The organism is Shimazuella soli, assembly GCF_022511585.1.
GTDB classification, from domain to species: Bacteria; Bacillota; Bacilli; order Thermoactinomycetales; family Thermoactinomycetaceae; genus Shimazuella; species Shimazuella soli.
Map to the genome: position 1 here is coordinate 49,399 of NZ_JAKWBN010000001.1, position 13,402 is coordinate 62,800.

At 38.2% G+C, this 13,402-nt stretch carries 15 protein-coding genes; 12 read left to right on the forward strand and 3 right to left on the reverse strand.

Annotated features, from left to right (window positions below):
- Positions 1-17: 17 nt before the first annotated feature.
- The 3 genes from MK805_RS00275 (at position 18) to MK805_RS00285 (ending at position 2,384) form a co-directional block, all read left to right on the forward strand.
- On the forward strand, positions 18-629 hold the full coding sequence (locus tag MK805_RS00275) for a DedA family protein (protein ID WP_240873198.1): 612 nt from the start codon (positions 18-20) through the stop codon (positions 627-629).
- Positions 630-1,192: 563 nt separating this feature from the next.
- Positions 1,193-1,933: an IclR family transcriptional regulator gene (locus tag MK805_RS00280; protein ID WP_240873199.1), complete on the forward strand. Its 741-nt coding sequence runs from the start codon at positions 1,193-1,195 to the stop codon at positions 1,931-1,933.
- 19 nt (positions 1,934-1,952) lie between these two features.
- Positions 1,953-2,384, forward strand: coding sequence for a hypothetical protein (locus MK805_RS00285; protein ID WP_240873200.1), 432 nt, complete (start codon positions 1,953-1,955; stop codon positions 2,382-2,384).
- A 25-nt stretch (positions 2,385-2,409) separates the two neighbouring features.
- Here MK805_RS00285 and MK805_RS00290 read toward each other — a convergent pair whose 3' ends face one another.
- A complete protein-coding gene (locus MK805_RS00290) occupies positions 2,410-3,189 on the reverse strand; it encodes a hypothetical protein (RefSeq protein WP_240873201.1) in 780 nt (259 codons plus the stop codon).
- Between the two features lie 164 nt (positions 3,190-3,353).
- Positions 3,354-4,733, reverse strand: coding sequence for a TcaA 3rd/4th domain-containing protein (locus tag MK805_RS00295; RefSeq protein ID WP_240873202.1), 1,380 nt, complete (start codon positions 4,731-4,733; stop codon positions 3,354-3,356).
- Positions 4,734-4,872: 139 nt separating this feature from the next.
- Between MK805_RS00295 and MK805_RS00300 the strand changes: the two genes are divergently transcribed.
- The 8 genes from MK805_RS00300 (at position 4,873) to MK805_RS00335 (ending at position 10,351) form a co-directional block, all read left to right on the forward strand.
- Positions 4,873-5,601, forward strand: a complete 729-nt coding sequence (locus MK805_RS00300) for a 7-carboxy-7-deazaguanine synthase QueE (RefSeq protein ID WP_240873203.1) — start codon at positions 4,873-4,875, stop codon at positions 5,599-5,601.
- A gap of 2 nt (positions 5,602-5,603) precedes the next feature.
- The gene (gene queC / locus MK805_RS00305; RefSeq protein ID WP_240873204.1) at positions 5,604-6,275 is read left to right on the forward strand and encodes a 7-cyano-7-deazaguanine synthase QueC; all 672 of its coding nucleotides are present in this window, start codon (positions 5,604-5,606) and stop codon (positions 6,273-6,275) included.
- 47 nt (positions 6,276-6,322) lie between these two features.
- Complete coding sequence (locus tag MK805_RS00310) at positions 6,323-6,715, forward strand: 6-pyruvoyl trahydropterin synthase family protein (RefSeq protein ID WP_240873205.1); 393 nt, start codon at positions 6,323-6,325, stop codon at positions 6,713-6,715.
- Positions 6,716-7,192 carry a preQ(1) synthase gene (gene queF / locus MK805_RS00315; protein WP_240873206.1) on the forward strand — a complete coding sequence of 159 codons (477 nt, stop codon included), beginning with the start codon at positions 6,716-6,718 and terminating at the stop codon, positions 7,190-7,192.
- A gap of 418 nt (positions 7,193-7,610) precedes the next feature.
- Complete coding sequence (locus MK805_RS00320; protein WP_275092323.1) at positions 7,611-8,027, forward strand: BrxA/BrxB family bacilliredoxin; 417 nt, start codon at positions 7,611-7,613, stop codon at positions 8,025-8,027.
- 139 nt (positions 8,028-8,166) lie between these two features.
- A complete protein-coding gene (locus MK805_RS00325; protein ID WP_240873208.1) occupies positions 8,167-9,075 on the forward strand; it encodes a glycine-rich domain-containing protein in 909 nt (302 codons plus the stop codon).
- A 617-nt stretch (positions 9,076-9,692) separates the two neighbouring features.
- On the forward strand, positions 9,693-10,049 hold the full coding sequence (locus MK805_RS00330; protein WP_240873209.1) for a YflT domain-containing protein: 357 nt from the start codon (positions 9,693-9,695) through the stop codon (positions 10,047-10,049).
- A 167-nt stretch (positions 10,050-10,216) separates the two neighbouring features.
- Positions 10,217-10,351, forward strand: a complete 135-nt coding sequence (locus tag MK805_RS00335; protein WP_240873210.1) for a lmo0937 family membrane protein — start codon at positions 10,217-10,219, stop codon at positions 10,349-10,351.
- 78 nt (positions 10,352-10,429) lie between these two features.
- Here the strand turns inward: MK805_RS00335 and MK805_RS00340 are convergent, their stop codons facing one another.
- On the reverse strand, positions 10,430-11,149 hold the full coding sequence (locus MK805_RS00340; protein ID WP_240873211.1) for an alpha/beta hydrolase: 720 nt from the start codon (positions 11,147-11,149) through the stop codon (positions 10,430-10,432).
- A 199-nt stretch (positions 11,150-11,348) separates the two neighbouring features.
- Between MK805_RS00340 and MK805_RS00345 the strand changes: the two genes are divergently transcribed.
- Positions 11,349-13,289, forward strand: a complete 1,941-nt coding sequence (locus MK805_RS00345) for an AMP-binding protein (protein WP_240873212.1) — start codon at positions 11,349-11,351, stop codon at positions 13,287-13,289.
- Positions 13,290-13,402 lie beyond the last annotated feature (113 nt).

Genomic DNA, 13,402 nt, shown 5'->3' on the forward strand with positions numbered 1-13,402 from the left:
AGGGAGGTAGTTCTAATATGGGAATGGAACAGTTGATGCATTGGATCAGTGAATATGGTTACTTCGCCTTATTTTTCTGCCTCTGGCTGGGGATTGTAGGTATGCCAATACCAGATGAAGTAATTGTGATGACAGGTGGTTTTGTTTCTTCTCTTGGGGTGTTGCAGTTAGTACCTTCCTTTATCGTAACTTATCTTGGAGTAGTATCAGGTCTATCGATTGGCTACACATTGGGGAGGCATTATGGAGTAGGTTTGACGAAGAAATTTCAAGAAAAAGAAAAATGGCGGCCATATCTTGCAAAATCAGAGAAATTGGTAGATAAGTATGGGAAGTTTGCCCTAATTTTGAGTTATTTCTTGCCAGTTGTCCGCCATGTAATTCCATATGTAGTAGGCAGCCATAAAATGAAATTTAGACATTATGCTTTATACTCCTATTCCATAGGACTGATCTGGACAGCAGCATTCTTTTTAGTTGGATATCAGTTTGGAACAGCAATTCCAGCCATTGCTTCGGCAAGCCGTAACTGGGGATATGTTGCATTAGGGGTGATTGTTGTAAGTATAGTTATCTATCAAGTGATCCGTGTTTATCGGCAAAAAAAATTTATGAAGATGAGCAGTTAAAATATGAGGAGCAGTTATGTTGCCAATCCATACAAGGGAAGAATAAGGTTTGAGATGACGGTTCTCCTTGTGAAAACAGAAATAACAAAGGCTAGCGTTAATAATACGCTAGCCTTTCTATATGAAGATGCTAATTTTCGCTGGCGGTGCAACTGCTTTTGACAATGTACCACCTTGGATCAGTCGAGGATGCTAGGAAGTGACCTAGTTACCCTTGCTCCGGAGTGCCTCCATCGCTCGATGCTCGTCGGCGTAGTACTCCTCCCAGAGCTCATCCATGGGATGCGCAGAGACGGTGGAAGTCTGCTCAGGCTGAGGGTTGACCGGCTGGCTCATATTCACCTCTTGTGATCACTTACTCGACAGAATTTCTGTGGGTTATACAACTATTTTAGTATACATAAGCTTTTATTGTAAACATGATAGATGAATGCTTTTGAACTACTTATTCCATTGATGATGTAAAAGTAGTTTCTGCTGTTCTATAAAATACAAATCCTCCATAAAAGTGTTTTTGTTATATAATGGACAAAAGACTTTGCGGGGAGGTCTTAAAATAAGTTATGGATGAAAAGAAAAATACAGTACGGGCAGCAGAACGTGCTTTGGATATATTATTATGTTTTACTAATCAGGCAGAACTGGGATTAACTGATATAGCAAAAAAGACAGGTTTAAATAAAAGTACTGTGTTCCGACTCCTTGCGACGCTTGAAGGAAAAGGGTTTATCAAACGAGATTTGCGTTCCGATAAGTATCAACTTGGGATAAGGATATGGGAATTAGCAGGTCAAATCTATCAATCTAGTGACCCTGCCATGTTATTTTTACCTGAAATGGAACAACTGCGAGATACCTTAGATGAAACAGTGAGCCTTTACATACGAGACGGAGCAGAGCGTATCCGTGTTCAAGCGGTGGAATCCAATCAAGCGATAAGGCGGGTAGCCCCAATCGGTGTTCGCATGCCGATTCTTGTTGGTGCTTCTGGCAAAGTATTTATGGCTTTTTTGCAGAAACATGATCGTAATCAGTTATTAACGGAGTCTGGTATGTCAGAGGAAGAGAAACAAGAGTATGAAAAACAGTTGCAAGAAATAAGACAAAACGGTTTCGCTCTGAGTGTGGAGGAGCGAGAAACAGGTACAGCAGCAATATCGGTACCTGTTTTCCATCGAGATGGACATTTGTTAGCTGCACTTGCAGTTTCTGGACCAGTATCGAGGATGAGTATTGATCAAATGTCTGCTTTTGCCAGCAGTTTGAAACATGCAGCAGAACATTGCCGGCAGATCGCCAAATAATATTGGGAGGAAATGAGGAATGGGAGAAAGAAAAGTCCCGTTATATCAATTTTTTCCTGCCCATACAGAGCCAGAAAAAATGGTTCGTTGGTTACAGCAACAGCTGGGCACAGGACTTCAAGTGGTTGATTTTATGGAAGTTGGAGTGCATCGTTCCAGCGGCTGGTTGTTTCATCTTGATGAAAATTGGATAGCGGGTGTGGAACAGCAGGTCACCTATATACCTGTTGGACAAGAGGAGAAAATGACAAAGAAGTTAGAGGGGAACTATTTAGATCGAATTTTGGATGTAAAGACTGGCTACTTACTGATATGGAGCGAGCAAAGTGCCTCGATGGTTGGCACAGAGGAGGGCTTTTTTGAGGTTTTGTTCGGCCGATGGATACCCAACTTGTGGCCAGTGTGGTTTCTCGCAACGATTGCATCCATTTACTTCTGGCTAAAAGGATAAAAACTAGGGCGAATGCCCTAGTTTTTTAAGTTGAAGGAGTGGTTGATTGTGTTTGATTTTGAGCTGGAGCTTGCGTAGCACTTTGTACCACTTCACTAGGTATAACAATGGGGGAAGTATATGTGCTTAAGTCCAGTTCAACGGAGCGTAAACTACCCGCTTTTGATTCATAATTAAAGGTGTATTTTTTTGGTTCAAATGTGTTGGCATCTATGGTTAGTTCTGTTTTACGCTTGATGGTTTCAGCCTTAGCTTGTGCATATTCAGCATCAGTCATTGTTGGGTCTTTAAAAATCAAATAGTCAATCGAAACTACATATTCATCTCCATTTTTCGTGACAGTGACTCCTGGAACTTCCTCTTTTGTACCAAGATTTTTGATAAGAAAGTCTATATTATTTGTGAATAAGACACTAACTAAAACTTTCCCATCTGTATTAGTTTGTCTGGTCCATTGTCCATCTTTTTTCATGTAAATGTTTTGTTTGTCATAATAGTATTCTGTATTTCGGGAATTGGTAAAGTGAGCAACTTCTGGATTGAGTTGTTCTACTCCTGTTTCTATGTTGTTATAAGTTTGACCATTTCCTTTTTCTAAAGTACTGCGAGTAAACTTATAAGCTTTGATGGTTGGTAAAACTTTTTCGGTTTCTTTTATCACTTGAAGTGGAGTTTTCTTTTCTTCGACAACAACAGGTTTGTCGTTCTTTTTAAGGTCATCATTTGTTTTTTTGGTGGAAGTACAACCTGTAGCAAGCAAAAAAATTAGTGCTAAAAAGGAAGCGATAAATCCAAGTTTTTTCATAAATATCACCATGTCCTTAGTAATAAATATCCAATAACAATATTTTATTATAAAACGAATCAAAAATAAAATAATTTTTTATTATTTTAATATAAACTCCTAAATTGTAATTTGATGTAAATAAATAAAAAACTCCTCTAAAAAAGAGGAGTTTTCAGGTGTAATTATTTGAATTCACTTTTAACGGTATTTTTGCCATCAAAGTATCCATCATTGGCAAAATACTGATCACTTGTCGATGTAACCAACCACTTCTTCGCTTTTTCATTGTACGACAGAACGATATCGTAATAGTCCATTTTGTCTTCCAGTGGCTCATCTCCATTGTCAAAGGAATGGTATTGTCGGTATTTAGCATGGACTTCAACAGGGACAGTTACTTGATATACTTTTGTTTCTTCATTTTGAGAAAGGGTAACATGGTCAAAGTCGATTCGGGTTCCAAGGGCATTTCCTTTCCAATAATTTTGTAACTGCACATCATTATTAATCTCTTCGATGTACTTAGCTTTAAAGTTATCGTCAACGGTAGTCAATACATTTGCATTTTTTTGGACATAGGCTTGAATGTCCTGTTTAGCATAAAGATTGATGAGATCAACAATCGGTTTGCGGGTAGCTTCTGTGGCAAATGGGACTGGAGTGATGTCCACACTGCTTGTATTTTCTTCCACTGTTACATCTGGACTTTTTTCCAGCCCCCAAGGAAATTGCTGTTCTCCATGAATCCGGATGGTTCCATTAAACGAAATCGGACCAATTTCAGGCAGGTCTTTCACTGTTTTGCCGATTGCTTTTCCATTTACAAAAATATTGGTGTTTTCAAAGTTGCTTTCTAAATTTAAATTGCTACCATTTAAATCTAGGTCAGACTCGGAGGTTGCTGTTTTTTCATCAAATGCACTGACAGTATCCTCTTGGCTGAGCAGAGCATATTGATACTTCTTTTCTGCATACGTTTTATAATTTCCGGGCATAAGGGGCCCCATGGTATAAGTCTTTTCTTTATCAGTAGTTTTAAAGACCTGTTTACCGTCTACTTTAATAGTTGCGCCAGGCTCATTGGTAGAAATCTCAAGAAAATAAGGGCGGATTTGAATCGTGTACAAGCTGTAGAAAAGAGGGATATTGGTGCGTTTGAGATAATAATCATGATCTGCCCCAATGTTTGTGATACCATTTTCCTCATCATTAATCTGCGTCATCATACTGGATACCAGCTCAGGTAAATAATCTTCATTTTCTTTGCTGTATGCGATGAGATCTCTGATATGTTTGTCATCAATTTCCAGCTTGCTGTCTGGTGAATGAATCAAACTTGAAAGTGTATTTACATCTCCATCTCGTACCGCTTGTTCAAAGCTGGCAACTTTGTCTCTAGGGTCCATCAAATATGCCCCTGCAATATACGCACAGATGATAATACAAATAACTCCAATAAGGATGAAGCTAAGTTTTTTATTCCTTTGGAAAAAAGGCACTACTTTACTTGTAGCTTGCTTCATCGTATTTTGAAAATCAGTAAGTTGTTGTTTTGGTTCCAATGAAAATTCCTCCATTGCGTATCAGACTATTACGTATTTTAACAGATTTAAATAACGATGTCTTTCGATAAAAGCGATCTTAAAACAAAATGTAGAAGAAAAAGGAATTCAATATTTGCACTATTTTATTTATGCTATAATGAATCGTTATATTTCGGGCATCTGGAAATGGAGTGATCACATGAAACTGCCAATGGTAGAAATTTTTGAAACGGTGGAGGGAGAAGGTTTACGAGCTGGATTTCCTACTACGTTCGTACGAGTATTTAATTGTAATTTACGGTGTACGTGGTGTGATACCACATACAGTTATGCACCATCGAAAGCGGAGTTTTATGCGACCGTAGAGGAAATTGTCCAAAAAGTAACGGAGCTGGGAAATGTAAATGTGTGTTTAACAGGCGGAGAACCTTTGATGCATGGAGAGAAGTCATTAAAGCTAATTGAGGAATTGGCAAATCTATCATTTATTGAAGATATTCATATTGAAACAAATGGAGCGATAGCTCTAGATCCATTTGTAGAATTACGCAAAAGTAATGAAAATGTAGGGAACAAAATGCGGTTTATCATGGACTATAAACTGCCAGCGAGCGGCGAGATAGATAAAATGATAGAAGAAAATTTTAATCTGCTCGATCACCAAGATGAGATTAAGTTTGTCGTTCAAGATCGAAATGATTATGACGTCGCTGTTCACACTTACAAAAACCTTCATCGTAAAGGAACAGGGTTGTTTAGCCCAGTTTGGGGAAAACTCGCACCTGATACCTTGGTAAATTGGATTTTAGCTGATAAACTTACCAAGGTGAAATTAAACCTGCAAACACATAAATATATTTGGGATCCAGATTTAAGGGGAGTTTAAGGATGAAAGCAGTGATCGTTCTCAGTGGGGGATTAGATAGTAGCACTTGTATGGGAATTGCGAAAGATGCAGGATATGAACTGTATCCCATTACTTTTCACTATGAACAAAGACATGAACGAGAAGTAGAGTGTGCTAAGCAGATAGCAGCTTATTATGGTGTCAGTAAACATCATCGTATTGTAAACCTTTCCTTTTTCCAACAATTGGGCGGGAGCTCATTGACGGATAAAACGGAAATGGTACAGACTGATGGAATAACTGATCAAATTCCAAACACTTATGTACCAGCACGCAATATGATTTTCTTATCTTTGGCGACTGCCTATGCAGAAGTGATTGGGGCAAAAAAAATATATACCGGAGTTAGTTCTGTAGATTACAGTGGATATCCTGATTGTCGTCCTGAGTTTATTGAATCGATGAATCAAACAATAAACTTAGCTACCAAAGTAGGGGTGACGAGCGAAGAAAAATTATCGATTGAAACCCCGATTATTCAATTGAGTAAGGCAGAGACAATAAAATTAGGTGCAAAATTACAAGTTCCTTATCATTTAACAACCTCTTGTTATATAGGTGCAGAAGCTGCCTGTGGAGTTTGTGACAGCTGTAGACTTCGATTAAAAGGCTTTGAAGAAGCTGGTATCAGGGACCCAATTGATTACCAATAAGATGGTGTGAATAAGAAGCAAAATGGTTAATAAAGGATGTCGTTTACGTGAGAGGCAATTATCGTTTAGTAAAACATTTTTGGATCGCCTGTGCACATCAAGTTTATGGGGCAGGTAAATGCGAAAGAATTCATGGTCATAACTATAAAGTCACGTTTTGTATTGAAGGTACTCAGCTAGACGAGAAGCATATGCTGATCGATTATCGTGATATTAAACATGCCATCGCAAAAAAGTATGATCACCACTTGTTAAATGAGTTCCCTGAGTTTAATCCGGAAATGGGTGGATTTTCTCCCACGACAGAGCGGGTAGCTGAAGTTTTTTTTCATGAAGTGGATCGCTTATGTAGAGAAAAAGACAATCAACCAGCAGTGATGTGGGTAGAAGTACAAGAGACAGATGAAGCTACAGTTCGTTTCGAAAGGATGTTGACATAAATGGAAGAGCATACTTTGCAGCATTTAGGAAAGGAGACGGTTTACTCCTTTACCTATGATCCTGATGTACTTGAAGTATTTCCTAACCGTCATACAGATACCGATTATTTTGTGAAATTTAATTGCCCGGAGTTTACAAGTTTATGTCCCATCACGAACCAACCCGACTTTGCTACCATTTACATCAGCTATGTGCCAGATGAGAAAATCGTGGAGAGTAAATCGTTAAAACTATATTTATTTAGTTACCGAAATCATGGTGATTTTCATGAAAATTGCATCGTGACGATCATGAAAGACTTAAGGGAGATTATGGACCCAAAATATATCGAAGTTTGGGGTAAGTTTTTACCCCGAGGAGGACTTAGTATCGATCCTTATGCTAACTATGGTAAAAAAGGGACAAGATGGGAAGAAGTTGCGAATCAGCGACTGTTTCAGCATGATATGAATCCTGAAGTAATTACAAATCGATAGGAATTCTCCCCCCATTTACTCTTGCATGATAGTTGGTTACAATAGCGGAAAGAGGCTTGATAATCATTACCAATCACATCTCATGTCGGTAAAAGTCTCTTCCGTTTTGAGCTGTTTTCATATTGCTAGATGTTATTTTTTAGAAGGAGGTGAAACCGTTACGAATAAATAAAGAGTTTGTTGCATTATTTAACGGAAAAGCGCAGATGTGCACCTCAGACAAGGGCACAAGTCTCGCTATGTCGCTTGCTCCTAGCCTCGTTTTGACTGGATGGAGCGTCCTTTGTGTTTTGGGGCAACAGACGCGGAAAACACACACATCAAGCGACTTCATTCAACTTTCAAATATATTTATGCAACAACCTCATAGAGTTTAGCCTCGTAACGGGAATCGATGCAAAATTTCTATTTGGATCAAATGCGTATGATGACGCAACATATGCGTGACGAACTTACGCAATTAGGGATAAAAGAATTACGTACTCCAGAAGAAGTGGATGAGGCTTTAACTGGGGAGGCCGCAAAAGGTACTGCACTTGTTGTGGTGAACTCAGTTTGTGGCTGTGCTGCTGGGCTCGCTCGTCCTGCAGTAGGTCTTTCCTTACAAAATGAAATAAAGCCTGATCATCTGTATACCGTATTTGCAGGTCAAGATCGTGAGGCGACAGAACGAGCTCGTACTTATTTTGGGCAAGAACCACCTTCGTCGCCATCTTTTGCGATCATGAAAGATGGTAAATTGGTTCATATGATTCACCGTCATGAAATTGAAAATGTCCCAGTAGAAAATATTACAGCTAATCTCACAGAAGCTTACAATAAACACTGTAAATAATAGACCCGCCCAACACTCTCTTTTTTGAGTGTTTGGGGTGTCTTTTTTTTAGCAATTTGTACCTTTCGCATCATTTGGACAAGTTATTTCTAACATAGGAGAAAGGAGAATCTTTTTGGAGCTTTTTGCCGCGTTTTTGTTGTTTATTTTGATCGGTATGATGATCATGGGTATGGTCTTTTATCGACAAGCAAAGAAAGTTAATACAGAGAAAAGCTATGTAATGCCAAACCTCGGTACGGTAAACCATGGGGAAGAATACCAAGTAGCAATGAAACATATGTTGCAACATTTAGAAGAATCTTATCCTAAAAACTACCCAGCTTGGATTCAAGAAAGAGTAATTCGAGAACATTATATTAATATGGTTGAATTTGAAAATAGATGGTTTGAGTGGCAGCGATTTTTAATTATGGCGGCACTGCTGAAATCAGTTCCTATGTACAGTGAGGAAGTAGACGCTGTTTGGCATGAGATGTTAATGTTTACACGGGAGTATGAAGAATTCTCCAATCGATATATTAAGACAACGCTGCATCATGCACCGAATGTTCCTAGACCTCCAGAAGGAAAAGCAGACAATGTTGAAAAATCAAAACCAGCGGAAACACCCGGGGAGCAGCGAGCTTGGTTTGATTTCATCTATTTGCTTCTGTTTGAACCAACACCATATAGTATTACGGCTTTAGGACCATTTTTGCGCCATGCACTCTCTCAAGATGTTATCCATGATTTTCAAACTTTAGCACCTGATGAACTCGAGAAAAAATATTTCCATACAAACGTTGTCATGAATTTTGCTTTTATGCAGGAGATTGTCCATACATTAATTGAAAAAATACAATCCATGTTTGAGTTATTAGCAACCCATGTAGATGTTCATGGTACAGATGTGAAAAGATTCCGTCTAAATGCGACTGTCCAGCCTAAAAATGAACATCCGCTGCAAAATCATCTTGTAGGTACCCTGTTTCTTGCGATGTATCACCGTGAAGATTTTCATGAGCAAAATAAAAGGTGGTACAAAGAAGTAAGGATAGGAGCTTAGGTTTGGATATTTATAAATGAAATTCATTCCATGAAAAACTCACCGGTTACAATCAGTGAGTTTTTTCATATTAAAATCTATATAAAGTATTTATTTGCGGTGTATAGATCAGGGTGAATCTTTATCTATCACAAATCCGGTTTTTGATAAAATTTTTAAATTGAAAAAAAAGTATATATAATAGGATTCCATATTTATAAAAACTACATAAATTTTCTGAATTTTTCTCTTTGCCTTTACTATTTCCAGCAAGCATGTTAGTATAATGGAAACCGAAAAACAAATCTTCTAAATCAATTGACAATTAACTTGAAAATTACTTCTCATCTGAAGTAGTTTTCAAAAAAGAATGAAGCAACTTGTTGCAGCAATCTTCCTACAAAAATAAAATTCGATAGGAGGGATTAATATGGATACTTGCCTTTTGAAGAAAAGGACAAGCCATTCAGGAAAATACCAAATTCGAATGGAAGATAGTAGGAAAGAAGTCCGTTCAATAGAAGCGCAGCGGAGAAGGCATTTCCGTCCCAGTTAGGATGAAGCATAGAAAAACTCAAAGAGTATAGGAGTAACTTCCGTTTACAGAACATTCCGATAATCTAAAGGAGGAGTTTGTAATGGATTTACGACCAGTATTTCGAGAGTTTGATAATGATGACTACTTAGTGGCAGAGGCACAACGTCTAAAAGATCAAGGAACGAGATCAGATGAGATGTATGTGCTGGCTCATGATACAGATCGAACCAAACGAGTTGCCAATGAAGCGGGCTTAAATACCCTTGGTGTGACCGAAATTGGTATACGAGCTACCTTGCAAAACTTGTTTATGAAAAAAGGAGACGAGCTGCGCAACGACCTGCAGGAAATTGGTCTTACTTGGTCAGAAGCAGAAGAATTAGAAGAACGTCTCGATGATGGTAAAATATTTCTCATTGTAGAGACAAGACCTGAGCATGATTCTTATCTCTACTAGTGAATAGATAATAGATGTAAAGATGCTTGGTTAGAGCTTAAAATAAATACTCATGGTTTTGGTTGCAACATATAAGAGATCATTATTTCGACCCTTTAGGTAGCGATTCTTTCTATTTGAGACGCTACCTATCTTTTTTAATCAAAGAGAATGGGAGAGGATCATTTATGTTATGGACAATCATAAGTATCATATTTATCGTTTGGCTCGTTGGGCTGTTGACGAAGTACACATTTGGTGGACTTATCCACTTGCTACTGGCGGTTGTTCTCTTCTTAACCATCTACAACCTTGTTACCTAAATAGGATTGATCCAAAAACCCATTGTTGATTAAGAAGGACTGGATATCTAAAAAAAGAGAATCCAGTCCTTTTTTGTCCTATTTTGCAAAGAAAAATTGTAGGGCGACAGGCAATTCTTTTTGCCAAGTACCCCACGTATGATCTCCCTCTTGTTCCACGTAATGAACATTGGCTCCAGCCGCTTGAAAAATAGCATGTACCTCTCGGTTTCGTTTTACTAAGTCGACATTTCCTACATGTGTTGGTACACTTGTTTCTTCCAGGCCAATTGATTGGTAAATGGAAAGCCAGTTGAGTTTTTTATCAGAAAGGAGAGAAGAGGTCTGCGGTAGAAAAGCACCAGACTGAGATAACACCTTATTCCACAAGGCAGGGTCCTGAAGAGCCATATATAAGGAAACAGTTCCGCCGAGAGAAGAGCCTCCTACAACTAATTTTTCATTATCGATGGGATAACGTTCTTGTATGTAAGGAAGCAGTTCGTTTGTCATAAAATCAATGTGTGCTTGCTGGCGATCTCCGATAGGAGAGTATTCACGCGTTCTGAGTTTTTTTTCTACAGGTACAGCAATCATGATAAGAGGTTCTATTTTCTGCTCATCGATGAGCTTATTTGCTTGGGTAGCGATTCTGCCCAATGAAAAGTAATCGTCTCCATCATGTAGAAATAAAGCAGGATATTTGTGATTTGTATCAAAGTTTGGTGGAAGATATACCAATGCTTTCTTCTCTGTTTCTAGATATTTACTCTGTAGACTCTCTCTTTTTATAGTTCGTTTCAAATATTTCTGCTCCATTTTTACTTCTCCTTCGTAGTCAAGGTAGTACAGTTCCTATTATTATTCCACCATATCGTATCAATCCCTGTCGTTTTTGTCAGCAAGTATAACGCGGATTAGGTAAAATGCAAAGAGTTTGATAGAGTAGTTATTATTATTTCTTTTTTATTTTCGCAATTTTAATTTATGTACTTTTTTCAAGGAGTGTATTTTTAAGATGAAACAATCTGTCTGGATTCCGAAACAAGAACAGATAGAACAAAGCAGGCTCTTCTCATTTATGCAAAAATTAGGCTTTGATAACTGGGATGATTTTTATCAATATTCTATTGATGATGTGGGTAATTTTTGGGATGCTGTTCAAAAAGATATGGAGATTGTTTGGCATGAAAACTATCAACAAGTACTCGATTTAAACCAAGGAAAAGCTTTTCCTCACTGGTTTGTAGGTGGAAAGATTAATATTACCATCAATTGTTTAGATCGATACGTGGATGATCCGAAGATGAGAAACCAATTGGCTCTTATTTGGGAAGGAGAAGATGGAAAAACGATCAAGTACTCCTATCGAGATCTTTTGTATGAAGTAAATCGGTTTGCAAAGCTTCTCCTTCAATTAGGTGTTGGTTCATCTGACCGAGTTCTCATCTATTTACCTATGATTGCGGAAAATGTGATTGCGCTGTTGGCAATTGCTAGGATTGGTGCAATTGCTGTTCCCTGTTTTTCTGGATATAAATCTGTTGCACTTCAATATCGAATCAAAGACTGTGAAGCAAAAGTAGTCATCACAGCAGATGGATTTTGGAGACGCGGAAAATTAATACATATGAAAGATGAAGTGGATAAAGCGATTGAACATACTACCATTGAAAAAGTGGTAGTGATAAAAAAATTAGGATGTTTTATTGAAACAAATGAGGCTAGAGATGTTCTATGGGATACTCCTGTGGATCAGTTGCCGCCAGCTGTTCCTTTTATAACTCAGGCAGATGATCCTTTTATGATTTTATATACTTCTGGAAATACAAGTAAGCCAAAAGGAACAGTACATACACATGCTGGTTTTCCGATCAAATCAGGGTTTGATGCAGGTTATGGGATGGATGTGGGGACTGGAGATATCTTGTTTTGGTCAACAGATATGGGCTGGATGATGGGACCTTGGATGGTATTTGGAGCACTTATGAATGGCAGTACCATGCTACTTTACGAGGGAACTCCTGACTATCCTACAGCCGATCAACTTTGGTCCATTGTGGAGAAACATGGAGTAACACATTTAGGAATTTCTCCTACTATTATTCGTAGGCTTATGAAGCATGGTCAATCTTGGCTTACCACACATGACATCAGTTCATTACGCGTTTTTGGTTCAACTGGGGAACCATGGACGGAAGATTCTTGGTATTGGTTATTTGAGCAAGTTGGTAAAAAACAAGTACCCATTTTTAATTATGCAGGAGGAACAGAAGTATCTGGAGGAATACTCAGCAATGTTTTAATAAAACCGCATGTGCCATGTGGCTTTAACAGTGTCTTGCCTGGGATGGATGCAGATATAGTAGATCCATCTGGTGCTTCCATCACTCAAACAATTGGGGAGTTAGTGATACGACAGCCTTGGGTAGGCATGACGAAAGGAATTTGGAATAACAAAGCCAGATACCTGCAAGGTTACTGGGGAAAATGGAAAGATGTCTGGGAGCATGGTGATTGGGTCAGTAAAGTAGATGGTCATTGGTTTACTCATGGACGATCGGATGATACGATCAAAATAGGTGGTGCAAGACTTGGTCCGGCTGAACTGGAATCTATTTTAATGAGGCATCATGCTGTTTTAGAAGCTTGTGCCATCGGCGTTCCACACAAGGAAAAAGGCGAGTCTGTGATTTGTTTTGTCATTTTACATCATATTTCGGAAATCGAAGATACCAGTGGTATAGAATCAGAGTTAATGAACTTTGTAGCAGACAAAATGGGAAAAGTTTTTCGACCAAAACGTGTGTACATTGTTCCTGATCTTCCTAAAACAAAAAATGGGAAAATCTTGCGTTCTGTAGTAAAGGCTTCTTATTTAGGAGAGCAGCTAGAAGACTATGCTACATTAGAAAAATCAAAGGCTGTAGAAGCTATCAAACAATGTCGAAAATCCTGATGAAGTCTCTTTTTGAAAAGAAGAAAAAATAGACGTTAAACATATCAAAAAAGCCATTTGATGAAGAAAATCGATGGCTTTTTTGATTTGTCCCCAGATTGTCTCATTTCTAA